28 protein-coding genes and 1 pseudogene are annotated in these 26,437 nt (G+C 66.4%); 8 read left to right on the forward strand and 21 right to left on the reverse strand.

Translation table 11 applies throughout. From position 1 onward, the window contains the following. Window positions 1–32 precede the first annotated feature (32 nt). From F7O44_RS05710 to F7O44_RS05765, 12 genes are all read right to left on the reverse strand, one after another. On the reverse strand, window positions 33–800 hold the full coding sequence (locus F7O44_RS05710) for a hypothetical protein (RefSeq protein ID WP_162449124.1): 768 nt from the start codon (window positions 798–800) through the stop codon (window positions 33–35). After that, window positions 797–1,678, reverse strand: a complete 882-nt coding sequence (locus F7O44_RS05715; protein WP_162449125.1) for an ATP-binding cassette domain-containing protein — start codon at window positions 1,676–1,678, stop codon at window positions 797–799. Before F7O44_RS05715 ends, F7O44_RS05710 begins: the two co-directional genes overlap by 4 nt. Next, entirely contained in the window at window positions 1,675–2,091 is a 417-nt protein-coding gene (locus F7O44_RS05720; protein WP_162449126.1) for a GntR family transcriptional regulator, read from the reverse strand. Before F7O44_RS05720 ends, F7O44_RS05715 begins: the two co-directional genes overlap by 4 nt. Before the next feature lie 551 nt (window positions 2,092–2,642). Continuing rightward, a complete protein-coding gene (gene der / locus F7O44_RS05725) occupies window positions 2,643–4,004 on the reverse strand; it encodes a ribosome biogenesis GTPase Der (RefSeq protein WP_343073811.1) in 1,362 nt (453 codons plus the stop codon). A gap of 79 nt (window positions 4,005–4,083) precedes the next feature. After that, window positions 4,084–4,746 carry a lysophospholipid acyltransferase family protein gene (locus F7O44_RS05730; RefSeq protein WP_162449128.1) on the reverse strand — a complete coding sequence of 221 codons (663 nt, stop codon included), beginning with the start codon at window positions 4,744–4,746 and terminating at the stop codon, window positions 4,084–4,086. Next, the gene (gene cmk, locus F7O44_RS05735; protein ID WP_222851096.1) at window positions 4,743–5,444 is read right to left on the reverse strand and encodes a (d)CMP kinase; all 702 of its coding nucleotides are present in this window, start codon (window positions 5,442–5,444) and stop codon (window positions 4,743–4,745) included. Before cmk ends, F7O44_RS05730 begins: the two co-directional genes overlap by 4 nt. Before the next feature lie 307 nt (window positions 5,445–5,751). Continuing rightward, window positions 5,752–6,894 (reverse strand): prephenate dehydrogenase, encoded by a 1,143-nt coding sequence (locus F7O44_RS05740; protein ID WP_222851097.1) that lies wholly within the window; start codon window positions 6,892–6,894, stop codon window positions 5,752–5,754. After that, window positions 6,891–7,262 (reverse strand): chorismate mutase, encoded by a 372-nt coding sequence (gene aroH / locus F7O44_RS05745; RefSeq protein ID WP_162449384.1) that lies wholly within the window; start codon window positions 7,260–7,262, stop codon window positions 6,891–6,893. Before aroH ends, F7O44_RS05740 begins: the two co-directional genes overlap by 4 nt. An 84-nt stretch (window positions 7,263–7,346) precedes the next feature. Further along, a complete protein-coding gene (locus tag F7O44_RS05750; protein ID WP_162449129.1) occupies window positions 7,347–8,093 on the reverse strand; it encodes a pseudouridine synthase in 747 nt (248 codons plus the stop codon). After that, on the reverse strand, window positions 8,086–8,736 hold the full coding sequence (scpB, locus tag F7O44_RS05755) for an SMC-Scp complex subunit ScpB (RefSeq protein ID WP_222851099.1): 651 nt from the start codon (window positions 8,734–8,736) through the stop codon (window positions 8,086–8,088). Before scpB ends, F7O44_RS05750 begins: the two co-directional genes overlap by 8 nt. Window positions 8,737–8,838: 102 nt before the next feature. After that, window positions 8,839–9,708, reverse strand: coding sequence for a segregation and condensation protein A (locus tag F7O44_RS05760; protein WP_162449131.1), 870 nt, complete (start codon window positions 9,706–9,708; stop codon window positions 8,839–8,841). Beyond that, window positions 9,699–10,631, reverse strand: coding sequence for a ParA family protein (locus tag F7O44_RS05765; protein WP_343073812.1), 933 nt, complete (start codon window positions 10,629–10,631; stop codon window positions 9,699–9,701). Before F7O44_RS05765 ends, F7O44_RS05760 begins: the two co-directional genes overlap by 10 nt. Window positions 10,632–10,916: 285 nt before the next feature. On the opposite strand from F7O44_RS05765, the gene ligD reads away from it, so the two are divergent. After that, entirely contained in the window at window positions 10,917–11,864 is a 948-nt protein-coding gene (ligD, locus tag F7O44_RS05770; protein WP_162449132.1) for a non-homologous end-joining DNA ligase, read from the forward strand. Window positions 11,865–11,914: 50 nt separating this feature from the next. On the opposite strand, the gene F7O44_RS05775 is transcribed toward ligD, so the two are convergent. The 3 genes from F7O44_RS05775 to F7O44_RS05785 are packed head-to-tail and all read right to left on the reverse strand — an operon-like array spanning window position 11,915 to window position 13,873. Continuing rightward, window positions 11,915–13,144, reverse strand: coding sequence for an RNA polymerase sigma factor (locus tag F7O44_RS05775; RefSeq protein ID WP_162449133.1), 1,230 nt, complete (start codon window positions 13,142–13,144; stop codon window positions 11,915–11,917). Between the two features lie 40 nt (window positions 13,145–13,184). Beyond that, a complete protein-coding gene (locus tag F7O44_RS05780) occupies window positions 13,185–13,541 on the reverse strand; it encodes a YciI family protein (RefSeq protein ID WP_162449134.1) in 357 nt (118 codons plus the stop codon). Between the two features lie 50 nt (window positions 13,542–13,591). Next, entirely contained in the window at window positions 13,592–13,873 is a 282-nt protein-coding gene (locus F7O44_RS05785) for a dihydrofolate reductase family protein (protein WP_162449135.1), read from the reverse strand. 121 nt (window positions 13,874–13,994) lie between these two features. On the opposite strand from F7O44_RS05785, the gene F7O44_RS05790 reads away from it, so the two are divergent. Further along, window positions 13,995–14,735 carry a maleylpyruvate isomerase family mycothiol-dependent enzyme gene (locus F7O44_RS05790; protein ID WP_162449136.1) on the forward strand — a complete coding sequence of 247 codons (741 nt, stop codon included), beginning with the start codon at window positions 13,995–13,997 and terminating at the stop codon, window positions 14,733–14,735. A gap of 12 nt (window positions 14,736–14,747) precedes the next feature. On the opposite strand, the gene F7O44_RS05795 is transcribed toward F7O44_RS05790, so the two are convergent. Together F7O44_RS05795 and F7O44_RS05800 are read right to left on the reverse strand one after the other, a co-directional pair. Continuing rightward, window positions 14,748–15,539: a nucleotidyltransferase domain-containing protein gene (locus tag F7O44_RS05795; RefSeq protein WP_162449137.1), complete on the reverse strand. Its 792-nt coding sequence runs from the start codon at window positions 15,537–15,539 to the stop codon at window positions 14,748–14,750. A gap of 93 nt (window positions 15,540–15,632) precedes the next feature. Then, entirely contained in the window at window positions 15,633–16,964 is a 1,332-nt protein-coding gene (locus F7O44_RS05800) for an HNH endonuclease signature motif containing protein (protein WP_162449138.1), read from the reverse strand. A 152-nt stretch (window positions 16,965–17,116) separates the two neighbouring features. Here F7O44_RS05800 and F7O44_RS05805 point away from each other — a divergent pair, with 152 nt between their 5' ends. Further along, the gene (locus F7O44_RS05805) at window positions 17,117–18,010 is read left to right on the forward strand and encodes a nitrilase-related carbon-nitrogen hydrolase (RefSeq protein WP_162449139.1); all 894 of its coding nucleotides are present in this window, start codon (window positions 17,117–17,119) and stop codon (window positions 18,008–18,010) included. Here F7O44_RS05805 and F7O44_RS05810 read toward each other — a convergent pair. Both F7O44_RS05810 and F7O44_RS05815 read right to left on the reverse strand, forming a co-directional pair. Then, window positions 17,891–18,379: a GNAT family N-acetyltransferase gene (locus F7O44_RS05810; RefSeq protein WP_162449140.1), complete on the reverse strand. Its 489-nt coding sequence runs from the start codon at window positions 18,377–18,379 to the stop codon at window positions 17,891–17,893. The genes F7O44_RS05805 and F7O44_RS05810 overlap by 120 nt on opposite strands. A gap of 66 nt (window positions 18,380–18,445) precedes the next feature. Further along, window positions 18,446–18,946 (reverse strand): GNAT family N-acetyltransferase, encoded by a 501-nt coding sequence (locus F7O44_RS05815; RefSeq protein ID WP_162449141.1) that lies wholly within the window; start codon window positions 18,944–18,946, stop codon window positions 18,446–18,448. Window positions 18,947–19,194: 248 nt separating this feature from the next. Here F7O44_RS05815 and F7O44_RS05820 point away from each other — a divergent pair, with 248 nt between their 5' ends. Next, window positions 19,195–21,090 (forward strand): propionyl-CoA synthetase, encoded by a 1,896-nt coding sequence (locus tag F7O44_RS05820; protein WP_162449142.1) that lies wholly within the window; start codon window positions 19,195–19,197, stop codon window positions 21,088–21,090. Between the two features lie 57 nt (window positions 21,091–21,147). Here F7O44_RS05820 and F7O44_RS05825 read toward each other — a convergent pair whose 3' ends face one another. Further along, complete coding sequence (locus F7O44_RS05825) at window positions 21,148–21,966, reverse strand: NmrA family NAD(P)-binding protein (RefSeq protein WP_246220829.1); 819 nt, start codon at window positions 21,964–21,966, stop codon at window positions 21,148–21,150. A 137-nt stretch (window positions 21,967–22,103) separates the two neighbouring features. Between F7O44_RS05825 and F7O44_RS05830 the strand changes: the two genes are divergently transcribed. The 3 genes from F7O44_RS05830 to F7O44_RS05840 all read left to right on the forward strand — a co-directional run bounded on the left by F7O44_RS05830 (window position 22,104) and on the right by F7O44_RS05840 (window position 24,013). Beyond that, entirely contained in the window at window positions 22,104–22,481 is a 378-nt protein-coding gene (locus F7O44_RS05830; protein WP_162449144.1) for a winged helix-turn-helix transcriptional regulator, read from the forward strand. Window positions 22,482–22,551: 70 nt separating this feature from the next. Beyond that, entirely contained in the window at window positions 22,552–23,058 is a 507-nt protein-coding gene (locus F7O44_RS05835; protein ID WP_162449145.1) for a GNAT family N-acetyltransferase, read from the forward strand. 139 nt (window positions 23,059–23,197) lie between these two features. Then, on the forward strand, window positions 23,198–24,013 hold the full coding sequence (locus tag F7O44_RS05840) for an SDR family oxidoreductase (RefSeq protein ID WP_162449146.1): 816 nt from the start codon (window positions 23,198–23,200) through the stop codon (window positions 24,011–24,013). Window positions 24,014–24,103: 90 nt separating this feature from the next. Here the strand turns inward: F7O44_RS05840 and F7O44_RS05845 are convergent, their stop codons facing one another. Further along, window positions 24,104–24,964 carry a LysR substrate-binding domain-containing protein gene (locus tag F7O44_RS05845; protein WP_162449147.1) on the reverse strand — a complete coding sequence of 287 codons (861 nt, stop codon included), beginning with the start codon at window positions 24,962–24,964 and terminating at the stop codon, window positions 24,104–24,106. Between the two features lie 53 nt (window positions 24,965–25,017). On the opposite strand from F7O44_RS05845, the pseudogene F7O44_RS05850 reads away from it, so the two are divergent. Continuing rightward, window positions 25,018–26,370: pseudogene (locus F7O44_RS05850) on the forward strand (MFS transporter); the annotation flags it as partial. Window positions 26,371–26,437: the final 67 nt, after the last annotated feature.

Consider the following 26,437-nt stretch of genomic DNA (forward strand, 5'->3'; position numbering starts at 1 on the left):
GCCGGCGTCCGCGCTGATTGTGGTCTGCCGGCTCAGGGCTTGATAGCCAGCCGCCGGGTCAGGAAATAGATGAGAAGCACCGCTGCGGCAATGGTCGCCAGAACAGCGGGTATGACGATTGGAAGCGCCAGCCGCTCATACCCGGTGTGGTCCATCAGAAGACCACCGATCCAGGACACGCCCAGCAGGAACTCCACAGCCAGTGCCGGCAAGATGGTGAGCGGCAGCAGGAACGTGCCGGTCCAGCCGCCGTAGCGGTAATAGGTGTAGCCGATCAACCAGCCCGCCACCATGTGACTCGAGGTGTGCAGGGCGAACTCCCCGACGACCGCGACGACCGCGACGACGTCACCCGGCCCGTCGAACAGGTGCGGGAAGTTGTAGACGGTCGCGTGGCCGGCCCAACCGAAGATGGCGTCCTCCACCGCGAAACCGATCGCCCCAACCACACCCAGCCCAATCGCTATTCCGCTGATCATCAAGACGGCACCGACGGTGAACTCCCGCCGGGTGACGCCGTTGGCCACATAGGCCGGCATCAGGGCAGGCACCAGCATGACCCCGATAGACATGGGGTAGTACCGCATCGCTTGCTGCGAGTACTCCCAGACACTCCCCCAACCGCCGTCCGCGTGCAGGCCACCGACGACGGCCTGCAGGACGCCGCCTGCGGCGAAGAACACAACAACCACCGCAAGGAACACCAACGTCACAAAACCCATCGAGACGCTGAGCTCACGGGCGCATTGCAGCTCACGGCGGTAGCGCTGGCCGGTGGTACTTGCGAGCGCAGAGGTCACTGCGGCCCCCTCCCGTCCTTCGTCAGGTGCACGAACAGGTCTTGCAGACCAACCGGGCCGAGCTCCAGTCCCGCTGCACGCGCCTCGGCGCGCTTCTGCTCGTCGATCTGCCCGAACACGGTGGTCGATTTGGTCCCCCCGAGCTGCTGATGGCTCAGGATCGTCAAGCCCTTGGTGAATTCGTCGACGACGGACGCCCGCCCAGCGATGCTCACACCGCGCTGGACCAGCATGTCTGTCTCGTCGTGAGCCACCAGCCGGCCATCGTCGAGAATCAGCACCTCCTCGAAGAGACTCGCCACCTCCTCGATGAGGTGGGTGGAAATGATGATGGTCCGGGGGTGCTCCATATAGTCCCGCAGCAGCTCGTCGTAGAAGGCGTAGCGCGAGGGTGCGTCCATGCCGAGGTAGGACTCGTCGAACATGGTCACCGGTGCCCTGGTGGCCATCCCGACCGTGATCCCGACCGCGGACTGCTGTCCCCGTGACAGCGAGCTGACCTTCTTCTTCATCGGCAGTTCGAACATGTCGGCCAGCTGCGCGGCATAGTCCGCGTCCCAGTGGGGCCGGAAGTTCGACGACATCTTCAGCACGTCCTGCACTTTGGCGCCGTCGATGACGTTGCCCGCCTCGCGGATCAAACAGATCTGTTCGGTGATCCGGCCGTTCTCGAACGGCTCCCGGCCGTCGACCAGCACGATCCCGTCGTCGGCTGCGCGGAAGGCTGCGATGATCGACAGCAATGTGGTCTTGCCCGAGCCGTTGCGGCCGAGTAGGCCGTAGATCTTGCCGCCCGTGAGGCTGAACGACAGGTTGTCGAGGGCGACCACGTCGCCGAACCTGGCGGTCAGGTTGCGGACATCGATGCCATGCGTCACTGCGCTCCTCCCCGCGTGTCCTCCGGAACCTGGGTGCCCGTTGTCTCGTCGACGTTGAGCTGCGGGCCGGCCTGGATGCGGTCGACGATCTCGTCCAGCGGAATGCCGATAACCCGTGCCTCATCGACCATCGGGTCGACGACCTCGGCGAAGAACCGTTCCCGGCGTTCAGTCAGCAGCCGCTGCCGTGCGTCCGGGCTGACGAACATGCCGATCCCCCGCCGCTTGTAGAGCACACCTTCATCGACCAGTTGAGCGAAACCCTTGGCCGCGGTGGCCGGGTTGATCCGGTAGAAGGCCGCGTACTGGTTGGTGGACATGACTTGTTCGTCCGCTCCTAGCGCGCCGCTGAGGATGTCGTTCTTGATGGCATCCGCGATCTGGTGGTAGATCGGGCTCCGATCGTCGAACATGACACCCCTCTCCCGCCGCATCGGTTCTTAGGTTCATTACTTGACTAATGAACCGTAGCACCAACGAACCTGGGCGTGCAAGGCACAGAGTAGGTGAGCGTAAGTCCGCGACGGCCCGGCGGACCCAAAGTCCCGACGTGTCGATCAGTCGAAAATAGCCGGTCCCGTTGAGATGGTGGTCGCATCGCCGGTGATCGTCAGTGCGCTGTGGTCGCTGCCGGGTGATCGTCAGTGGGGAGTGGTCGCTCCCGCACAACCACATCGCACTGTCGATCACCCGCCAGGGTCTTGTCTAGGAATGTGCCGGGCACGGGGTGGCGAGCTTCGTGGTCTCATGTAACGTTTCGCGGCCCGGAAACGGGTTTAAGCGTTACGGCAGGCCACGAAGCGAGGTGGGCATACCCTCCGACCGTAGAAGTCGTGGAAGCAACGAGGAACACCCCAGATAAGCAATCCGCCAACGATCACCGAAACCGGGCGCGCCACCTTCTGCACTCATCAGGGGTGGGCCGCCAGGCCCTCCACCCGGTCACGTGACACAGGTGCGGTGATCAGCGGCGGGAACGCCGCTCGCGTACCCGCATGGACAACTCGATCGGGGTGCCGGCGAAGCCGAACTCCTCACGTAACCGCCGCTCGATGAACCGGCGGTACGACGCCTCGAGGAAACCACTGGTGAACAGCACGAACCGGGGCGGCTTGGTGTCGGCCTGGGTGGCGAACAAGATCCGGGGCTGCTTGCCGCCGCGCACCGGATGCGGGTGAGCGGCCACGATCTCACCCAGGAACGCATTCAGCCGGCCGGTGGGAACCCGCGTCGACCAACCTTCCAGCGCCGTATCCATAGCGCGCACCAGCCGATCGACATGCCAGCCGGTCAGCGCCGAGACATTGACCCGTGGCGCCCACGTCACGCGGACCAATTGGCGGTCGATCTCCCGCTCCAGCATCTCGCGTCGTTCTTCGTCCAGCAGGTCCCACTTGTTGTAGGCCAGCACCAGCGCGCGGCCGGATTCCTCCACCATGGAGATGATCCGCAGATCCTGTTCCGCCAGCGGCTCACTCGCGTCAACCAGCACCACGGCCACCTCGGCCCGCTCCAGCGCGGTTGCCGTGCGCAGCGAGGCGAAGTACTCCGCGCCCGACGCCTCGCGCACCCGGCGGCGGATGCCCGCGGTGTCGATGAAGCGCCAGTCCCGCTCCCCCAGCGTCACGATCTCGTCCACCGGGTCCACCGTCGTTCCGGCGACGGAGTCGACGACGACGCGGTCCTCACCGGCCAGCTTGTTGAGCAGACTGGACTTACCGACATTGGGTTTGCCGAGCAGCGCGACGCGGCGCGGGCCCGTTTCCTCGTCGAACGTTTCGGACGGAGCATCCGGCAACGCTTCGAGGACCGCATCGAGCAGATCGCCGCTCCCCCGGCCGTGCAGAGCGGAAACCGCATACGGCTCGCCGAGCCCGAGATTCCACAGCGCAGTGGCATCGGCCTCACCTGAAGCGCCGTCGACCTTGTTGGCCGCGAGCACCACCGGTTTGCCCGACCTCCGCAGCACCCGCACAACAGCCTCGTCGGTGTCAGTAGCCCCCACCACGGAGTCGACGACGAAAACGACGACGTCCGCCGCCGTGACCGCGACCTCGGCCTGCGCGGTGATGCGGGCCGCCATACCCTCGCCCTCGGGGTCCCACCCGCCGGTGTCGAGCAGGGTGAACGCCCGTCCGGCCCATGCCGTCTCGTACGCCACGCGGTCCCGGGTGACCCCGGGAACGTCCTCCACGACCGCCTCACGGCGCCCGAGGATCCGGTTGACCAGCGTCGACTTGCCGACGTTGGGCCGGCCCACCACGGCGACCACCGGCAATGGTCCCTGGGCGGCCGGCGACTCTACATTGTCGGCAGGTTCGCTCACTACTGTCTCCTCATATTTGATCCCACGATCATGAATAGTTTGCCGGGACACAACACAGGCAACTCCGTGATCACGGGATTCATTTCTTCTTGCCGTTGCGCAACATGACCTGCGCGGTCTCGCGGTGCGCCAGCAAGACGTCACGCAGCTGAGCCGTCGCGGCCTCGAGCGCGGATCTGGTCCGCCGGCTGGCGTCGGGCAACGTGACCGGCGCGCCGAACACGACGTCCAGGCGAGCCCGCAGCCGTGGCAGACCGGCCAGCGTGCGGCCACGTTTGCCGGTTCCGTCGAAGATGACGGGCACCACCGGCGCACCGGATCGCAGCGCGAACCACGCCAGTCCGGTACGCATCTGGCTGAAATCGCCGGCGCCGCGGGTGCCTTCCGGGAACACCACGAGCACTCTGTCGTCCTGGAGCACCCCCAGCCCCGCTTCTAGCAGGTCACGGCCTGGCTCGTCGCGGTCCAGGGGTATCTGGCCGACGCCCCGCAGGACCCAGCCCATTGGCCCCTGGAAGAGCTCCTGTTTGGCCAGCGTATGCACCGGACGCGGGCAGGTGCCCATCAGTAGTGGAGCGTCGATGAAGCCGGTGTGGTTCGGCGCGAGGATGACCGGCCCGGTGGCGGGGAGGTTCTCCACCCCGTGCCGCCGGACGCGGTACAACAATCGCGCGAGTACGGCGGCCAGCCGACGGCCGACGGCAGCGCCCCACCTGCCGGGCACGCCCGACCTTGCCTTCATGGTGTGATCCCAGTCCGTTTCTCCACCAGCTCCAGTACGGCACTTACTGTCTCATCCAACGTCATCCGTGACGAATCCACGACGTCAACGCCTTCGGCGGCCTCCTGGAACCTGGCCACGGTGGAGTCGTCGGCGTCGCGCCGGGCGACCTGGTCACGGGTCGCGTCCAGCGCTGTGGCGTCCACGTTGCCGTACAGCTCCTGCGCGCGGCGGGCCAGCCGGGTTTCCTCGCTCGCCGTCAGCAGCACCCGAACCGCGGCGTCCGGGGCCACCACCGTAGTGATGTCGCGACCTTCGATGACGACGTCGCCGTCGGCGGCGATCGCCTTCTGCCGCGCCACGAGATCAGCTCGGGCCGCGAGGTTGGTGGCCACCAGGCTCACCGCGGTCGAGATCCGGCTTTCCCGGATGGCGGCGGCCACATCGGTCTCGCCGACACGCACGGTCGGCTCGTCCGGATCGAGCCCCATGTGCAACGGGATCTCGGGGGCCAGCCGGCCGGCGAGCTCGGTGTCGCGCAGGTCGATGCCCTGCTCGAGCAGCCACCACGTCACTGCCCGGTACATGGCACCGGTGTCGAGATAGCGCAGCGCCAGAGCCGCGGCCACGCGGCGGGCGACGGTGGATTTGCCGGAACCGGAGGGCCCGTCGATCGCCACGACAAGGCCGGCCGATGTTCGGGAGGAATGCGAGGGCACGACGAGAAGGGTAATCCGTTCCGAGGTGATCATGGGGACCAGGCCCATACCGATCCGGTCCCCGAGCCAAAATCACCCGTGATCGTGAGCAAATATCCGCCCCCACCCCTGGTGATCGTGAGCAGGTTTCTGTCGCTATAGCGGCGAGAACCTGCTCATGATCACCGGCTTGGAGAGCGAAAAGCTGCTCATGATCACGGGATGTGGCGGGTCTATGGGGTGCTGGTGGTCTACGGGGTGCTGGTGGTCTACGGGGTGCTGGTGGTCTTTGGGGTGCTGGTGGTCGACGGGTGCTGGCCCGGGCCGTCTAGGCGTGCACGTTCCAGCCTCGCTCGGTGAGAGCGTCCCGGAGCGTGACGTCGGTGCCCGGACGGACGTCGATCTCGACCATGCCCAACGGCTGTCCGGGGCTGTGATCGATCCGGACGTCCTCGACGTTGGCTCCGGCGGCGCCAACGTCGGCGAACAGTTTCGCCAGCTGGCCCGGGCGGTCGTCGACTACCACGGCGACGGTCGCGAACTCGGTGTGCTCGGCACCGTGCTTGCCCGGCAGGCGTGATCGGCCTTCGACCCCGGACCGCATGATCTGGTACAGATCCGCGCGAGCCGACTCCGACGTCTCCAGGGCAGCGAGCAACCTGTCGAGGTCCCGGCGCACGTCGGTGAGCACCGAGCGCACGGCATGGGCGTTGGCTGCCAGAATCTCGGTCCACAGAGCCGGATCACCGGCGGCGACGCGCGTCACGTCGGCCACACCTGGACCGGCCAGCCGGACTTCGTGCGCGGGCGCATCTACCAACCGGGCCGCCATCAGCACCGCGACCAGGTGCGGGGCATGCGAAACCAGCGCCACCGCCGCGTCATGGTCGTCGATCGTCATAGTGACCGGACTGGCGCCGACCAGCCGGGCCACCGCCAGCGCCCGGGTCACCACCTGCTGGTCAGTCTGATCGTCGGGGCACAACACCCACGGCCGGCCCTCGAACAGGTCGGCCAGAGCTCCGCCGGGCCCGGAGATCTCGCGGCCGGCCATCGGATGGCTTCCCACGTACCGGCCGGAGTCGGCCAGCCGAGCCCGAACCTCTGCGGCAGGCAGCACTTTGACGCTGGCGACGTCGGTAGCGTAGCTCGCGTCGCCGCTGCTCAGCACATCGGCGACCACGGTTCCCACCGCCTCCGGCGGCACCGCCACCACCGCCAGTGCGGCCGGGGCATCGTCCGGGCTTTCGGCGCGACCAGCGCCCATGCGGATAGCTTCGTTGAGCACTTCAGCCTTGGTGTCGCGCAGCCTGACGTCCACGCCCGCACGGCGAAGCGCCAACCCGACCGACGTGCCGAGCAGGCCCGTGCCCACGACGAGGACGCCGTCGGCCAGCATCGACAGGCCATTGCCGGGAGGCAAGCCGTTGCTGCCGGTCCGGCTCGGCTCGGCCGGGGTGGAGTCGCTCACTCGTCGTCCTCGGCGAGGTCGTCGCGCAGCACAGTGGTGCCGTGCAGGTAGACATGCCGGATACCGTCACGGGCACGTGCCGTCTCGATGTGTGCCATCAACCGGATGACGCGCGGCATCGCGCCGTCGACGTCGAGCTCCTGTGCGCACATCAAGGGAACGTCGGTGATGCCGAGCGCGCGCACCGCGGCCGCCGGGAACGCCGAGCGGACGTCCGGCGTGGCAGTGAGGAAGATGCTGATGACGTCGTCCGACGTCAAGTCGTTGCGCTTCAGCACTGCCTGCATCAGCTCAGCGGTCCGCTCGAGCAGATGGCCGGCCTCGTCGACCTCGAGCTGGGTGGCGCCGCGTACGGCCCTGATGGTCACCCGTTCCCCCGTTCGCTTCAATGACAGTGCTGTCCGGTTCAACCGAACAGTTTAGAACCTCGAGTCAGAGCCCACGTCTCTTGTTCAGAGCCCGACGTCTTTGTACAGGTTGGCGACCTCTTCGCGGGTCAGGGCTCGGGTGTTGCCGGGCCGGAGGTCGCTGAGCGCCACCGGGCCCACATGCGTGCGAACCAGCCGCTGGACAGGGTGCCCGGCTGCCTTCAACATCCGCCGGACCACGTGTTTTCGGCCCTCGTGCAGGGCGACCTCGACCATGACGCGGGTTCCGACGCGGTCGACGACACGGAACGACGTGACCTGGACCGGGCCGTCGTCCAAGGTGATGCCTTCCCGGAGCTGCTTCCCCACACCTGGCGCCACCGGCCCCGGGACCTCGGCAACGTAGGTCTTGAGGATCTCGTAGCTCGGATGCGCCAGGCGATGTGCCAGCTCACCGTCGTTGGTCAGCAAGATGAGCCCTTCCGTGTCGGCGTCGAGACGCCCGACATGAAAGAGCCGCTCTTTGCGGCCGTGCACGTAGTCCTGCAGGCTAGGCCGGCCTTCCGGGTCGCTCATGGTGCTGACGACGCCGCGGGGCTTGTTCAGGGCCAGGTGAACCAGACCTGCCTCGGCCGTGGTGACCCGCATGCCGTCGACCTTGATGACAGCCGTCGTGGGGTCGACGCGCAAACCCATGGTCCGCACGATCTGCCCGTCCACCTCGACACGCCCGGCTGCGATCAGCACCTCACATGCCCGGCGGCTGCCGACGCCGGCCCCTGCCAGCACCTTCTGTAGCCGTACGCCTTCTTCAGAGCCTGGGTCAGCCATTCTGTTCGTGTCCGTCCTCTCCGGCACTCAGGCCGGATGTCTCCGCGGGAGTCTGGAGACCACTCGAAGGCGTCATCGACTCCGAATCCATCTCGTCGAGCTCGGGCAGGTATTGCGCCAACGGCGGCAGGTCGGCCAGCGACTTCATGCCCAGGCGCTCCAAGAAATACGACGACGTACGGTACAGAGTGGCACCGGATTCGGTGTCAACGCCTGCCTCCTCGACGAGGCCGCGGGTGGTGAGTGTGCGCATGACGCCGTCACAATTGACGCCGCGCACAGCCGACACCCGCGCCCGGCTGACCGGCTGCCGGTACGCCACGACCGCCAGCGTCTCCAGCGCAGCCTGTGTCAGTTTGGCCTGCTGGCCGTCCAGGACGAAGCGTTCCACCACGGCCGCGCATTCCGGCCGGGTGTACAGCCGCCAGCCACCCGCCACACTACGCAGCTCGAAACCGCGCCCGGCGTCGTCGTAGTCCTGAGCCAGCCCGCGAAGCGTCGCCGCGATCTGATCACGGGGTGTCTCGAGCACCTGAGCAAGCGTGACCTCGTCGATCGGTTCGTCCACCACCAGCAGAATGGCCTCAATCGACGCCGACAGCGGCGGCTCGGCGTCCGTGCTCAGCTGTGCCGCATCACTCACGTGCTGCACTCTCCCACAATTTCGTCTGGTCGTTCCTGCCCTCGACTCCGGGCGCCCTGCCCTCGCAAGCTCGGGCGAACGGGACACCCTACGCCTCGGTCGTCACTCCAACTCAGGTGCGTCGAACTCATCACTCACACCGATCGGGGCGTCGTCATCGTCGTCTCCGGTCCATCGGATGGTGAGATCACCCAGCGGTGTGACCTGTTCAAACGCCACCACACGCTCCCGATACAGCTCCAGCAACGCAAGGAATCGAGCCACCACGTGAGTGGTGCTCGGACAGTCCGCGGCCAGCGCGCGGAACGTCACCTGCCGGGACTTGCGCAGCCATTCGACGACGACACTCGCCTGCTCACGCACACTGACGCGGGGCTCGTGCAGGTGGGCCAGGCCAACCGTCGGCTCCGGCTTGGGCGTGAGCACCTTCGCAGCCAACTGGGCGAGCTCGTGCGGCCCGAGCCCCACCACCACCTCGGGCAGCAGGTTGGCGTACTGCTCGTCCAGTCCGACCGCGCGCGGGAACCGCAGCGACTCCTCGGCCAGCCAGCCGGAGAAGATGCCGGCGATCTCCTTGTACGCCTTGTATTGGAGCAGGCGCGCGAAGAGCAGATCACGAGCTTCGAGCAGCGCGAGGTCGTCTTCGTCCTCGACCTCACCGCTGGGCAGCAGCCGGGCCGCTTTGAGATCCAGCAGGGTGGCCGCGACCAGGAGGAACTGGCTGGCTTCGTCCAAGTCCCACTCGACGTCTTTGATGTAGGCGATGAACTCGTCGGTGACCTGGTGCAGAGCAAGCTCGGTGACATCGAGCTTGTGTTTGGCGATCAGGGTCAGCAGAAGATCGAACGGGCCCTCGAAATTCTCGAGGTGGACCTCGAAGCCCGAGCTGGACTCGTCGCCGTCGGGTACGGCATCGTCGAGGTCGACGTCGAACAGTACCGCCGGGTCAGTCTCGGTGCCTGTTACTTCCACCTCGCCAGGACCTCCCTGGCCAGCTGGCGATACGCCTTGGCGCCTGGCGACGACGGCGCGAACGTGGTGATTGGCAACCCGGCCACTGTGGTCTCAGGGAACCTGACCGTACGGCCGACCACGGTGTGGAAGACGCGATTGTCGAACGCTTCGATCAGCCGGGTCAGAACCTCGCGGCCGTGCACCGTACGGGAGTCGTACATCGTCGCCAGCAGCCCCTCGATCTCCAGCCGCGGATTGAGGCGATCGCGGACCTTCTCGATGGTCTCCTGCAGCAGCGCCACCCCACGCAGCGCGAAGTACTCGCACTCGAGCGGGACGATGACGCCGTCGGAGGCCGTCAGGGCGTTCACGGTCAGCAGGCCCAGCGACGGCTGGCAGTCGATCAGGATGACGTCGTAGTGCGGCACCATGGGCTGCAGGATCCGGCCCAGCGCCTGCTCGCGGCCCACCTCGGTGACCAACTGGATCTCCGCCGCCGACAGATCGATGTTGGCCGGCAACAGATCCATACCGTCGATGGGTGTCTTCTGTACGATGTCACCCGCTTTGAGGCTGCTGTCCATCAAGACGTTGTAAATGGACAGCTCGAAGTCATGCGGGTTGAGGCCTAGCCCGACGGACAGGGCGCCCTGGGGATCGAAGTCGACCAGCAGGACACGACGGCCGTAATCAGCAAGCGCCGCACCGAGGTTGATCGTGCTGGTGGTCTTCCCGACGCCGCCCTTCTGGTTGCACATGGCGACGACCCGGGCAGGACCATGCCTGTCCAGCGGCGCCGGCTTCGGGAAGTCGACACGAGGCCGCTTGGTGGCCCCGAGGTCGTGCTCGGCTTCTTCGGGCGTGGCCCTGGGATCTAGGGCCGCGCCGACGCCTTCGAGCGGCAGCACACCGGCCGAAGCGTCTTGTGTCGACGGTGGCACGGGTTTCAGAGCTCCTCGGTATTAGACGTCGCAACGATCCTCTGGGCGAGCCTACTCGCTCTTGTGCGCTGCCTAGGGTAGCCGCACCGGCAATGTCCGTGATCGTGAGCGGACTTCTGCCCCGGAAGCCCGTGATCATGAGCACCACCGTGTCGCTATGGCGACAGCGATCCGCTCACGATCACGGCGGGTTGGGGCACGGAACCGCTCACGATCACCGGAAGGGCCGCTGGCGTTTCTCACCAGGATGGGTGTCTACTGAGTCGCGGAGGGGAAGGTGAGGCGATGAGCACTGACGAGGAACGCGACGGGGTCTCGCTGACCAACCTCGACCAGCAACTGTTCCCCGACGCCGACGCCACCAAGCGTGACCTTGTCGACTATCTCGACGCCGTCAGCGACCGGCTCATCGCCGAACTGCGGGACCGGCCGCTGTCAGTGATCCGGGCGCTGCGCGGGCAACAGCCCTTCATGCAGAAGAACGTTCCCAAGTACACGCCGTCCTGGGTCCGGACCGTGGCTCTGTGGGCCGAGGCATCGAAGCGGGAAGTGTCCTATGCGCTGTGCAATGACCACCGCACACTGCTCTGGTTCGCCAATCAGCGGGCGGTGGAGTACCACCCCACGCTGATCCGCACAGATCAGATGGATGCCGTCACCCACCTCGTCATGGATCTCGATCCGCCGGAAGGTGGCAACTTCGCGACGGTGGTCCAGGCGGCTCACCTCGTTCGCCAGGCACTCACCGACTCTGGCCTGTCGGGCGCGGTCAAGACCAGCGGCGCGAAGGGCATACACATCTTCGTGCCGGTCGCCGCGGCACCCATCGACGACACAGCGGCCGCCACCCGGGCCCTCGCCGCCCGGGCCGAACGCCTCGATCCCGATCTTGCGACCACCGCGTACATCCGTGAAGACCGTGAGGGCAAGGTGTTCCTCGACTCCACCCGGTCCGGCGGCGCGACCGTCGTCGCGGCATACAGCCCGCGGGTCCGGCCGGGCACGCCGGTGTCCTTTCCGGTGGCATGGGCCGACCTCGACGACGTCTCCCCCGCGGACTTCACCATCAAGACAGCGCTCAATGCGCTCGGCGACGACGACCCTTGGGCGGACCACATGCCAGCCCCGCAGGAGCTGCCGGACGACCTCGTCCAGGAAGGCCACACCATCCCCATTGCCCGGGTTCAAGCCATGCATGAGGGCAAGCGCCGCGCCCGCGAACGTCGCGGCTGAGTCTGTTGCGTCCTGCAAATTGAGGCTCCGGACGCTCGGGCTGCAGGACGCTAGCGTCGTTCGGAAGTGAGACCGGCGCGACGTCGTTCCAGGAAGTTCCGCTCGGCGGCGTTCCCGGTTCTGGCGATGGCGGCGTCGTATGCCTCCGCGGCGTCGCCGGCGCGGCCCAACCGCCGCAGCAGGTCGGCGCGGATGGCATGGAACAGGTAGTAGCGGTCAAGGTCCAGCTCGTCGACGAGCTCCAGCGCGGTGGCCGGACCGTCCACCTCAGCCACCGCCACCGCGCGATGCAACGCGACGACGGGCGTCGGGGTGAAGGCCAGAAGGTGGTCGTACAACTCCACGATCTGCGACCAGTCGGTGACCTCGGCCGTCGGCGCGTCGCTGTGCACGGCGTTGATCGCCGCCTGGATCTGGTACGGGCCAGGATGGTCGCGTCGTAGGCATTGCCGCACGAGGGCTTGGCCTTCAACAATCAGATCCCGGTCCCAGTGGCTGCGGTCCTGGTCGGCCAGCAACACCAGGCCGCCGTCGGCGGCGGTGCGGGTGGTGCGTCTGGAGTCGATGAGGAGCATGAGCGCAAGCAGGCCCTTGACCTCGGGCTCATCGGGCATCAACTCGGCCAGCACACGTCCCAACCGGACCGCTTCGGCACACAGCTCCGCACGGACCAGCCGCTCCCCCGAGCTCGCCGCGTACCCCTCGTTGAAGATCATATAGACGACGGCCAGCACCGAGCGCAACCGCTCAGGTAGATCTGCCTCTGCCGGCACCCGGTACGGAATCCGCGCATCCCGGATCTTGCCCTTGGCCCGGACCAGCCGCTGCGCCATCGTGGCTTCCGGCACGAGGAATGCTCGGGCGATCTCCGCCGTGGTGAGCCCGCCCAGCAGCCGGAGTGTCAGCGCGACCTGTGCGGCCGTCGCCAATGCGGGGTGGCAACACGTGAAGATGAGCCGGAGCCGTTCGTCACGCACGGCGCTCTCCTCCACCGGCTCGTCCGGGGCGTGAAGCATGGCGGCCTGGGCCTGCTTCGCGTCGCGGGCCGCTTCGCGTCGGAGCCGGTCGATGGCGCGGTTGCGGGCCGTCGTGATGATCCATCCCGCTGGGCTGGGCGGAAGGCCATCGTCTGGCCAACGCTGTGCCGCAACGGTGAATGCGTCCTGGACCGCCTCCTCGGCGAGATCGATGTCGCCGACCCGACGGACGAGTACGGCCACCGCCCGGCCGTACTCTTCCCGGAAGACGCGGGCAATATCGGCCTCCGAGACCACCGGCATGCTACTGAACCACCATCCTGGCTAGCCGACCATTCGCCGCTCAGTCGGCCGCTTCCTCATAGAACGGCCGCACCTCGATTCGCAGCGGACTGAGCACCCGCGCGAGTTTGCCACCCCATTCGAGCGCGACGCCGAGGTCGGGAGCTTTGATGATGGTGAAGCCGCCGAGGTGTTCCTTGCCCTCTGCGAATGGCCCGTCAGTGGTCAGCACGTCGTCGTCCTTGGCCTGCAAGACCGTCGCGGTGCTCGGTGGATGCAACCCGGCGCCGAAGACCCACGCCCCGGCAGCCTTCATCTCCTGGTTCAGGGCGTCCAAGTCGCGCATGATCGGTTCCAGAACCTCGGGCTCGGGTGGAGGTCCGTCGGGCTGGTAGATGCTGAGCAGGTACTGCCTCATGGGTGTTCCCTCCCTGATTGATGTGACGTTACCGCGAGCGCGGGGCCAGTTCAGGCCGGTTCGTACGTCGCGATGATGACGCCGGTGGTTGTCGTCACGGAGTTCACGAGCCGCAACTCGGCGGCGTCTTGCCCGGCGAACATTCGCCGGCCGAGTAACAACGGGCCACCGTCGGCCATGCCCTCGGCCATCCCGTCGCCCATGCCCTCGTCGACGTAGGGCGCTGCCCAGCCGCCGTGCGCAAATCCGCCGCGGCGGTCCTCATCCGGCCGCCCGGGTGCCTGCATCACGCCGTCCAGGGTGAGACTGTTGAACACGACGATCCTGCTCATGCGGATACTCCTCCGTGTGATGACCCGTTCATCACTGACACGAACGGCTACCGGCCGGATCGACATCACCGGTCAGGAAACTCGGGTGCAGTCGGGTAACACTGGTGACACCATCGCCGTCATGAGACTGAGCCACGACACCTACATCGAGCACATCCGTTCAGATGCCGCCCGGATCGCCGCGGTGGCACAGCGGGGTTTGGAAGTCGCCGTTCCCTCGTGCCCCGGCTGGACGGTGCGCGACCTCGTCGAGCACACCGCCGAGACCTACCGGCACAAGATCGCCTGTATGCAAGAGAAGGCATTCCCCGACCCGTGGCCCCCGGAGCGCGACGACGAGCCGGCCCTGGACTACTTCAAGCGCGCCACCGAGGACCTGCTCACCGAACTGACCAGCCGCGATCCCCTAGAGTTCGCCGAGACATGGTGGTGGGACGAGCGCACCGTCGGCTTCTGGGGCCGCCGGATGGCGCAGGAGAGCGCCATCCATCGAGTCGATGCCGAGCTCGCCCACGACGACGTCACTCCGGTCGACGCCGCGCTGGCACTCGACGGTGTCGACGAGGTCCTGCGCTTGATGCTGGCCGAGGACTGGAGTGACGAGCCGTACCGCGACCTGCCGCCGGCCATTGTCCGCGTTCGGTGCGGCGACGTGGCCTGGCGCGTGGTGATGGAACCGATGGCCGTCGTTGTCCACGTCGAACGGTCGCCCGACGAGCCGGTCGACGCGTCCCTGACCGGTGAGGCCGAAGCCCTCTATCTTTGGCTGTGGGGCCGTGGCCCGGACCGGGCGCTTTCCGTCGACGGCGACCCGACCGCCGTCGCACATCTCGACGCGCGGATGCGGCTGGCGACCTTGTAATCGCTGGCGAGGTTAAGCCCAGCCCCAGTGGCGGCGCTGCGCATCAACCGCCCACGCGGAGATCCGGGAAACGTCGGCGGTCTCGGGTAACGGGGTGTCACCGTCGTCAAGGAGACGGCGCACCTCGATCTCCAACTCGGTGATCTGGCCGGATACCTCCTCCCGAGCAACCTCACCGCGCTTCACAGACAGCACCCGCTGACGCTGTTCCTCAGGAAGAGGCAGCGTCAGGTGGCCTTCACGCGCGATTTCGTGGCCCTGAAGTGCCAGCCGGAGAGCATGGCTGCCGTATTTCACGTCCCACCCGTATCTCTCGACGAGTTCGGGCCTGTTGGGCACCTTGTTCTGCTGGACCGAGCCCATCATCCGCGTGTGCTGCGAGCGCATATAGCCGAGGAACCGCTCGACAGCTTGCCGCGACAAGAACAAGGCCCGCATCTCACGCAGCTCGCGCCCGAGATCCGTGACAGTGACCAAGTCACGTTCCGGCGCGTACAACGGCAGCAACGCGGTCGGGTTGCCTTTGACCGCCAGCCGGATGTACTTGCGCAACGAGTACAGGATCAGATCGGTGTCGCCGTGTCCGGACCGAACACCTTCCGGCTGGGTCCGCCACACATAATCTTCCCGCGCCGACGCGATACCGAGGACAAGCTCCGGTGGCTCTACGTACACGCCCATCTCGTCGTGATCGTCGGTGCCGGCGAGGGCAATCCCGTGCACGCCCGAGCCGACCACCGACCGCAAGATCTCGTTGGGCAATGCGACCGAGGCGTCACCGTATTCGACGTTGGACGCCACCATGCCGCTCCTCTGCACAAAACACGTTGATCTTCTCCGCGACCATACGACCTGGACCTCGGCATACGCGATCGAATTTCATTACCCGTGGTTTGTTCAGGCAGCGTCGGGTTCCTCGGCCGCGTCGGGCTCAACGGAGACGTGGGTGTGCTCATCGCTGGGTCCGGCTCTGGGTGATCGACCACCGTCGAACACCTCCGCCAGCCGGATAACCACGTCGGTGGTTGACACCGGTGGGTCCTCACGCCGCGGGCACCCATGGGGATCGATGAACACGAACCGCGCACCCTCGATGCGAAGGATACTCCACCCACCTTCATGCACCGCGGTGTGATGCTTACGACACAACAAGATCATGTTGTCCAGATCGGTCGCGCCGCGTCGGGCCCACGCTGTCAAATGATGCGCATCGGTCCACTCGACCGGGCGATCACACCCGGGAAACCGGCACCCCTTGTCCCGCACCCGCAACGCTTTGCGCTGTGCCGGAGTGACCGTGCGCTGGGAGCGGCCCACATCCAACGGCTGCGACCCCGCCCCGGTGATAATCCGACTGATCTTCGCATCACACGCCAGGCGGCGCACCGTCTCCCCACGCAGAATCGACCCGTCACCAAGCTCACCCATCCCGCCGGCGCGGGCCTCAAGCGTGTCCAGATCCGTCACCACTGTGACATGCGCCGGCTCCCCACCCTGCGAAGGCAGGTCGCCGCCGTTGAGCTGGCGCCGGCACAACTCCACCAACGCATCCGCGCGCCGCTGCGCCGGAGAGCGCTCATCCTCTGCACCCGACGGTTTCGCTAAGGCGTCAATCGCCGCAGCCACGATGGCTCCAGACTCATCCCCGCCCGGCAACACCCCGCTGATCGACACCGCACCGTCGAACGTGGACGCCAAATCCAACCAGCGGCCCTCGTCACGCTTCTCCGCCCGCTTCACCGCGGCCTTGCTGTCCACCGCGGCGCCCAGACCCCGCAACGCCGCCCGCAACCGGCCCGGCTCATCCGCCTTCGCCGCCTCCACCAGTGCGTCCTGGCACCCAGCGAGCACATCGGCGCCCAACAGCGTCGCGGCGTCAGCGATCGCCGCCGCATGCGGCAAGCGAATCTCCCCGGCCATCAACGCCGCCTCCACCACCGGCAGATCCACCAACCGCTTGGCAACCTTCAACACCCGGGCCGTTTCACCCGGAGCAACCTTCAACTCGTGCCGCACCCAGGCACGCGTGGATAACCGCGACCCCTGCTCTGATATCCGCCGACGATCAAAGGTACGCAGCCGCGACAGATACGCCGCCTCGGCCACATCAGCCAGCTTCCGCAGCGCCGTCAACTGCTCGGTGACCTCCGCATCGGACAACCCGCGAAGATCCGCCACCGCATGCACCTGAGCAGCCGCGACCATCTCCCGCAAATTGTCCGAACTCATGTGCTAAACATTACCGCCCACCACTGACAACGTACGCAACACACTCGTCGCCAGTACTATGCAAATCAGACTTGACTCCTTGAAACTCAAGGAAACCGAAAGATTGCGCGGCAGACTGCCAGCTCAAGCCGATTTGTGTCTACGCTTGCGAAGTGCGCGTCGCGATCTACCAGCCGGACGTTTCCGGCATCAAAGTCGGTCGAGTGTGGACGTCGATGCTCTTGACGTGTGCGCGCCAGGATGTGGACCTGCTGGTGACCGCCGAGTTCGCCGTCGGTGGACTACCGCACACCGGCGTGGCCGCGGCAGAGCGGGCCATCGTCGCCAACGATCTCACCAACTACACTGCCGACGCCTCGCCGGACTTGACGATTGTCATCGGGTTTACCGAGAACGCCAAAACCGACCTGCACAGCTCTGCGGCTGTCTTACGAAGTGGCCGCGTCATCACGGTGGCGCGCAAGATCCACGCGCGAGAGCCGGGGATTACCGCTGGCGACGGGTCACCTGTCTTCACCGTGGCGGGAATCCCGTGCGGAATCGTCATCTGCGCCGATGCCACTCGTACCGCGCCAGCCAGTCGCCTGGCCGCCAGCGGGGCGAAATTGCTGCTCTGCCCCCTGAACAACGACATGAGCACGTCGAATGCCACTCGATGGCGCGAGCCAACCGACAACGCGCTCGCGGAGCGTGCTCGCGAGACCGAGTGCTGGGTCGTATCGGCCGACGTGGCCGGCAGATCACCCGGACGGCACGCGCTGGCGGCCAGTCGCATCTACCAACCGGACGGCCAGCTCGTCTGCCCTGGCTCCTCAGAGCCAGGCGCACTCCTCGTACACGACATTACTCCGGTCAACTGGGGTTCGACACCCCTGGGCGGCGAACACCGCGGTTCCCCAGGGCGGAGCCCGCAGACTCGGCGCGGCCTAGGAGAAGGGGCAGTACATGACGTGCAACCCCACCCGGCCCAGGGTCGGATGCGCAAAGGCACCTGGCACCGTCCCGACGATGCTGAAGCCCAGCCGCTCGTAGAGCGTGATCGCTGAGTGGTTCGATTCGACCACGGCATTGAACTGCATGCCGGCGTATCCGTGTTCACGGGCCCAGTCCAGCGCGAACCGGCACAGCGCTCCGCCGATACCTTTCCCCCGGGCGTCGGAGGCCACCATGAAGCTGGCCGTCGACACATGCGAGCCAGGTCCGGGCCGGTTGGTTCCCATCTTGCCGGTGCCCAGAATCCGGTCGCCGTCCGCGGCGACGACGGTCAGCGCCGGTGGCTGTTCGATCCAGGTCTCGTACGCCTCGGCGGGGGTCATGGCGGGGTCGTACGGATACGTTTCCGCTGCCTGAACAACTTCACGGATGATCGGCCAAACCTGTGGCCAATCGGCCTCGGCGAACTCACGAATCTGCACTTCCGCACCTTAACAACCGGCGCACAACGCCAAATAATCTACGTACCAGCCCCCGGTGCGAGACCTTCACATGGACGGGCTCTCAGACGCGGATACCCGGCTGGTCAGCCCAAGCTCGAAGAAAGCCGACCAGCCGCTGTCCGGATAATCCAGAAACGGCCCTCGAGATACGAAGCCCTTGCGCTGGTACAGCCGCCACGCACCGGCGAATCCGGGGCCGACGCCGGTCTCCAGCATCAGGCAGGTGAGCCCTTCGGCGCGGGCCCGCTCGATGATCACATCGAGGATCTGCGACCCCACTCGGGCACCACGTACCTCCGGAACGGTGAACATGCGTTTGACCTCGCCCAGCCCGCTGGGATGCACTTTGAGGGCGCCACAGCCGACAGCCTCGCCGGCCTCGTTCCGGGCGACGAAGACGATGGTGTCCGCACCGGTCATTTGCTCGACGGTCATGCCGAACTGGAACTCGACGGGCGACAGAGGCAGCAGGTGCTCGTTCAGCCCGGCGATCAGCCGGCGCACGTCGTCCTGCAACGGAGATTCAGTCGCGATGGAAACCGACATAACGGCGAGTTTCACACAGGCAGATGTCGCACGTGTTACAGCCTCTCGGGTCGGCAAACGGCCGGCCTGAGCGGGATCTACCGACGTTGTGGTGGCTATAACCACCACGATGTCGGTAGATCTATCGAGTTGCGAATGATGCGGCTTACGGTGATGGGTACATACCTAAGGCAGTACCGCACACAGCGACGACCTGCCGCGTGAGCGGCGGCGTTCAGGGCTGACGATCGGGAAGGGGTATCGGGCACATGGCGACGGAGCCGAGCTACAACGACGTGTATCGGCGCTCTATGCGGGATCCGGAAGACTTCTGGGCGGAGGCGGCAGCCGGAATCGACTGGGACCGGCCCTGGGACCGGGTGCTCGACGCCACCAATGCGCCCTTCTACCGCTGGTTCACCGGAGGCCGGCTGAACACCTGCTACAACGCGCTCGACCGGCATGTCGAGGGCGGGCGCGCCGATCAGCCCGCGCTGATCTACGACTCCCCCGTCACCGGCACCTCGACCACCTATACATACGTGGAGCTGCGGGACGCGGTGGCGTTGTTCGCCGGTGCGCTGGCCGCCCAGGGCGTCGGGCACGGCGATCGAGTGGTGATCTACATGCCGATGGTGCCCGAAGCAGTCGTCGCCATGCTGGCGTGCGCCCGGCTTGGAGCGATCCACTCAGTGGTGTTCGGCGGTTTCGCCGCCAATGAGCTGGCCAAGCGGATCGAGGACGCCCGGCCCGTCGTCGTTGTGTCGGCGTCCTGTGGCATCGAGCCGACCCGAACGGTGGCCTACAAGCCGTTGCTCGACGATGCCCTGGACCTCGTAACGGAGAAACCCCGCCGTTGCATCATCCTCCAGCGCCCGCAGCTGACCGCTGATCTCGATCCGACACGCGACATCGCCTGGGACGACGCGCTCGCGGGCGTCGGTCCGGCGGACTGCGTGCCAGTAGCGGCCACCGATCCGCTGTACATCCTGTACACGTCGGGAACGACGGGCCAGCCCAAGGGGATCGTGCGCGACAACGGCGGGCATGCCGTCGCGCTGAACTGGTCGATGCGCAACGTGTATGGGATAGAGCCCGGCGAGGTCTTCTGGACCGCCTCCGACGTCGGGTGGGTCGTCGGGCACTCCTACATCGTCTACGCTCCGCTGCTGGCCGGAGCCACCACCGTCCTGTACGAAGGCAAGCCGGTGGGCACACCCGACGCCGGCGCGTTCTGGCGAGTAGCCGCCGAACACGGCGTTCAAGTGATGTTCACCGCTCCCACGGCGTTTCGTGCCATCCGCCAGCAAGACCCTGAGGGGACCCACATCGACCGCTATGACCTGGCGAATCTTCGCGCGCTGTTCCTGGCCGGTGAACGATGCGATCCCGAAACACTGCGCTGGGCTGAAGAGAAGCTGCGGATACCCGTCGTCGACCACTGGTGGCAGACGGAGACCGGCTGGGCGATCGCCGCGACCTGCCTCGGCATAGAACATCTGCCAGTGGTGCCCGGCTCCCCTGGCCGCCCGGTCCCGGGCTGGGACGTGCGGGTGCTGGACGATCAAGGCCGCGAGCTGCCACGTGGCCAGACCGGCGCCTTGACCGTGCGGCTACCGATGCCACCTGGTGCGGCTCCGACGCTGTGGAACGCCGACGAGCGGTTCCGCGAAACCTACCTGTCCGCGTTTCCTGGTTACTACCAAACCGCCGACGCCGGCTACATCGACGACGACGGCCACGTGTTCGTGATGGCGCGCACTGACGACATCATCAATGTCGCCGGGCACCGGCTGTCCACGGGCGCCATCGAGGAGGTCTTGGCCACGCATCCTGACGTCGCCGAGTGTGCGGTGATCGGCGCAGCCGACGAACTCAAAGGTCAGCTTCCGGTCGGGCTCCTGGTGCTCAAGGCCGGGGTGGAGCGCCCGCACGGCGAGATCGCCGCGGAGGTGGTCCAGATGGTGCGCGACCGGATCGGCGCCGTCGCCGCGTTCAAGACGGCCACCGTCGTGCCCCGATTGCCCAAGACCCGCTCCGGGAAGATCCTGCGGGCGACGATGCGCAAGATCGCCGACGGTGAGGAGTACACGCCGCCGCCGACCATCGACGATCCCGCGATCCTGGATGAGATCGCCGAGTCCCTGCACCCCAGCTCCCGATGATCATGAACACTAGGTGACCGTATTGGTCACAAAGTGTTCATGATCATCGGTGGTCGGCTAGGCGTCGAGCGCGCGCCGCACGGTGTCGGCCAGGCTCGAAGGCGGGCGCCCGAGCAGGTTCTCGAGGTCCTTGGTCGGCTCACCGAATTCCAGTTGCCGGAGGAACGGCAGCGTGAAAGCGGTTTGTGGATCGACCTCGTCGTCGGTGAGCTCGCGATACCGAACCGGACGTCCGCTGACCTCACTCAGCGTCTTTGCCAGCTCCTCATACGTCCACGGGACACCCCGCAGCTCGTAGGCGGCGTCTTCATGGCCGTCGCCGGTCAGGACGAGGCTGGCAGCCAGGGCCAGATCCTCGATCGTGGCCGTGACCAGCGGGTGCCCGATGACTGGAGCCGTCAGCTCACCGGCGTCCACGGCAGCGGCCAGCCCGGGGTTGACGAAGTAGTGGTGGTAGAAGGAGTTGCGCAGCAGCGTGTGGGTCAGGCCGGAATCGCGCAGCGCGGCCTCGGTGATGGTGTGGTCGGCCAGGAACCCTTGGGCGTCCGGCGCGGTGATGGCGCTCGTGTAGACCACGTGCCCGACGCCGGCGTCTACCGCGGCATCGACCACCGCCTGATGCTGGCGCGCGCGGACGCCGGGCGTGATGTCGGACCCGGAGACGAACAACAGACGGTTCGCCCCCGCGAACGCGGTCCCGAGGGTGCTGGGGTCGTCGTAATCTCCGTGCCGGACTTCAACACCGCGATCGGCAAAGCTCTTGGCTGCCGCGGGGTTACGGGCGACGACGGCGACGTCAGCGGCCGGGACTCTGGCGAGCAGATCCTCGGCGGCGAGCCTGCCCAGATTCCCGGTGACACCAGTGACAACGATCATGTTCAACGGTTCCAATCTCGAGTTCGATGTAACTATCAAGCGGGGTGCCAGGGCGGCACTGCTTTGACGAAACCGACCGTATACTGCAAACTCACTCGTGGTAAGTACGTACCTTGAGGTAAGCACCGGGAGCGAATGTGAGCAGAGAGGTCATCGACGGCCTGAAGTTCGGTAAAGGTGACGTATTCGACATCAACTGCCCAGCCCGGACCATCCTCGACCACGTGACGAGCCGCTGGGGTGTGCTCGTCCTGGCCGCACTCTCCCAAGGGCCGATGCGTTTCAGCGAGCTCCGCCGCCGCGTCACCGGGGTGAGCGAGAAGATGCTGAGCCAGACGCTTCGCACGCTGGTGTCAGATGGCTTCATCGGCCGGGAGGTCACACCGGCCGTTCCGCCCCAGGTGTCGTACAGCCTGACCCCGCTCGGTGCTGATCTGGCGCAACGCGTCGTCGAACTGGTCAATTGGATTGATCACCACGTCGCCGACCCCAGGTTGGCAACCAGCAACCCATGATCATGAAGACTTATTGACCGATACGGTTGCTTAGTGTTCATGATCATGGGGTAAGTATGCTGACGGCACTATGCGACTCGAACGGCTCCGCCCAGATCACGCACAAGCGCTGCTGACCTTCGAGCAAGAAAACCGGGCGTACTTCGCCAGGTCAGTGCCGGATCGCGGGGATGCGTATTTCGCCGAGTTCAGCGCCCGCCATCATGCGCTCCTCGACGAGCAGGACACTGGCTCGATCCACTTCCACCTCGTACTCGACGAGGACGACGTCGTCGTGGGCCGGGTCAACCTGGTGGACGTCGCCGGCGGCACGGCCGAACTGGGCTACCGGATCGCCGAAAGCGCCAGCGGCAAAGGCGTGGCGAAGGCAGCCGTCCGAGAGGTATGCAGGCTGGCCGCTGAGACATATGAGCTGGTCACCCTCACCGCCGTCACCACCCATGACAACCCGGCGTCCAAGGCCGTGCTCGAGGGTAGCGGCTTCACCGCCGTCGAAGACATCATCGCCGACGGTCGTCCCGGTGTCCGGTACCAGCTCCACCTCCCCGCCCCAGCTCCCCATGATCATGAACACTAGGTGACCGTATTGGTCAACTAGTGTTCATGATCATCAGGCGGGCCGATGAATTCGGCCCACTGACATGGTCAGTAAGGGTGAGGTTTTCGAGCCTCGGCACTATCAAGGCGCAGAGATCGATCCAGAAGGAGTGAGATCAGTGTTGCTCAACGACAAGGTGGCCGTGGTGTACGGCGGCGGCGGCTTCGTGGGCGGGGCCGTGGCCAGGTCGTTCGCGGCCGAAGGCGCGCGCGTCTTCCTGGCAGGGCGAACCTCGGCCAAGCTGGAGAAGGTGGCTGCCGCCATCACCGACGCCGGAGGCAAGGCACATGTGGCCGTGTTAGACACGCTTGACGAGGAAGCAGTCGACCAGCATGCCGACGACGTCGCTGCCAGCGCCGGCCGGATAGACATCGCGTTCAACGCCGTCACCTTCGGCGACGTCCAGGGCGCACTCTTGATCGACATGCCGGTTTCTCACGCAACCCAACCGGTCAATGACGCGATGCGGTCACATTTCCTGACCGTGCGCGCCAATGCCCGGCACATGGCCTCGCAACGATCCGGCGTCATCATGACCTGCACGGGGTACGGTGCGCCCAGCCCTGAACTCGGCGCCACTATGGTGGCCTGGAACGTGCTCGAAGGGCTGTACCGGCAGTGGGCGTGCGAACTCGGCAGTCACGGTATCCGGGTGGCATGGTTGCGCACCGGCGGCTTCCACGAGTCGATTCTTGGCGCGGCGGACTACACGTCGATCTACAACTACTCCGACGGCGCCACCGTGGCCGTCGCGGATACCGTCACTGACGACTCGGTTCAGGAGATGGTCGAGGCGTTGGAAGCGGACACCATGCTCGGCAGGCTGCCGACACTCGCCGAGGCGGGGGCGAGCGCCGTCTACCTCGCCTCCGACCACGCGCGCGGTGTCACCGCGACCGCGATCAACCTCACCAGCGGAGCCATGCCGGACTGACGTCGTGACACCCGGCGCCGGACCAACTAATAGCTGGCACCTGAGTACCGGTTCGGCGACCATAACCTGGTGGACTACGACGATACCGCTTCACGACGACGGCCGGGTGACGGCTGAGCCGCCCATGATCGCCTCGATCAACGCTTCGACCGGTTTGCGCGGCGCGCGCGGGTTGGCCACCAGCGTGATATCGATGTCGCCGAGCTCCGGCAGACCCAAAGACGCTGGCAGGGCCTCGATGTCGCGCGGAATCAAGCTGGAGGGAAAGACGGCGATGCCGATGCCCGCACGCACCGCGGCCAGCACGCCGTTGACCTGACGCGTCTTGCATGTCACCCGCCAGCTCCGGCCGGCGTCGGCGAGCACCCGCACCGCGGTGGCACGGCTCAGGCTTTGAGTCGCGTAGGTGATCAGTGGAATCGGCTCGCCCGCCGCCAGTTGAGTGCCGGGTACCCCGATCCACACCAGGCGGTCCCGCCGGACCAGCCATCCTTCCGTCTCGCCGGGCGGCTCCTTGATGAAGATCAGGTCCAGCTGATCGGCCGCCAGCCTGCGCTGCAGCGCTGCGGTCTGCGTCACGGTGAGCTCGAGGTTGAGCCGAGGATGCAGCTGGCGGAAGTCACGCAAGACGCGCGGCAGCTGAGCGATGGCGAGATCGTCGGCGGCGCCGAAGCGGAGCCTGCCTTGCATCGCCGAGCCGTTGAAGTAGCTAGCGGCTTCATCATGCGCGGCGAGAATGGTGCGGGCGAAGCCGGCCATCGCCTGGCCGTTGTCGGTCAACGTGACCGTCCGGGTGTCGCGGCTGAGCAACTGACGACCGACGCTCTCCTCGAGCCGGCGGACGTGCTGGCTGACCGTCGGCTGGCTGATGCCGATCTGCGCCGCCGCGCCGGTGAAGCTCAGCGTCTGGGCAACGGCCAGAAATGTCCGGAGATGGACCGGATCGAACACGAGAACCACCAAGCGTGCCGGGAGATGTGACGCGCAACTCATTACGAATCGCAATGACATTAATAGTAGCAATTTGTTTTGCGAATTCTGGCGCCGACACTAACGTAGAAGAGACCTACCCATTCGAAACATTCCCAGGAACCACTGTGACCACGGCCGATGCCGAATCCAGCCCTGCCCCTACAACTTCATCGCCCGACAGCGAGTCCGCGCCTTCACCCGAACAGGCGCAATCCCCGCGAAAGCGCTCCTCGATCCGCGCCGCCTTCTCCGCGTTCCGGATCCGCAACTACCGCCTCTATGTGTCGTCGCAGATCCTGACCAACAGCTGCGGCTGGATGCAACGCATCGCCCAAGACTGGCTGATGCTCACCCTGACCGGGGACGTCGCGATGGTCGGGCTGACGGTCGCGCTCCAGTTCTCCCCTATCCTCGCCTTCGGCCTCTTCGGCGGCATCATCGCCGACCGCTACGACAAGCGGCGCATCCTGATGATCACCCAGTCGATGATGGGCGTCGTCGCCCTGACCCTGGGCATCCTGACGCTGACCGGCGTCGTACAGCCATGGCACGTGCTCGCGATGGCGGCGACGCTCGGGCTGACCACCGTCGTCGACAATCCGGCCCGACAGTCCTTCGTCCCCGAACTGGTCGGGCTCAAGCACCTGCGGGCCGCGATCTCGCTCAACGCCTCGGTCTTCCAGCTCGGTGCGCTGATCGGCCCGATGCTCGCGGCCGTCGCGATCGAACTCGTCGGCGAAGGGCTGTCGTTCGTCGCCAATGCCGGTGCATGCATGGTGGCGGTCGGCCTGCTGGTGTTGATGCGCCCCCGTGAGCTGAATGCCGCGCCCGCCGTGGCGCGTGGTCGGGGGCAGTTGCGTGAAGGTCTGGCCGGTGTGCGACGCCATCCCCGGCTGCTGTGGCCCACCGTGCTGGTCGGCTTCGTCGCGATCAGCGGTGTCAATCTCGCCACTGTGCTGACCGCCTACGCCGACGAGGTCTTCGAATCCGGTGCCGGTGGTTACGGCATGCTCAGTGCCATGGTGGCGCTCGGCGCCATCGCCGGTTCGCTGGCTACCACGCAGCGCAGCGCACGGCTACGCCAGCTCGTGTTCGGAGCCGCCGCGATCGGGGCGCTCGAGATCACCGCCGCCACCATGGGGCATCAGGTCTTGTTCGCCGCCGTTCTCGTCGCCGTCGGCATGGCGATCTTGATGTACCTGACCTCGAGCAACGCCTTGGTGCAGTCCACCTCGGCGCCAACCATGCGCGGGAGGGTGATGGCGCTGTACATCGTCGTCCTCCTCGGTGCGCAAGCACTGTCCGGAGTGCTGATCGGCGCCGTGGCCTCGACGTTCGGGCCGCAGGTGGCCATGGCGGCGTGTGGAGCGGGGCCACTGATCGGCGCTGTCGTGATCGGCGTGCTGCTGGCCCGGCGTGGACGGCTCAGTGCCCGGGTCGTCCTGCGCAACC

The organism is Phytoactinopolyspora mesophila (assembly GCF_010122465.1).
Lineage (GTDB): Bacteria > Actinomycetota > Actinomycetes > Jiangellales > Jiangellaceae > Phytoactinopolyspora > Phytoactinopolyspora mesophila.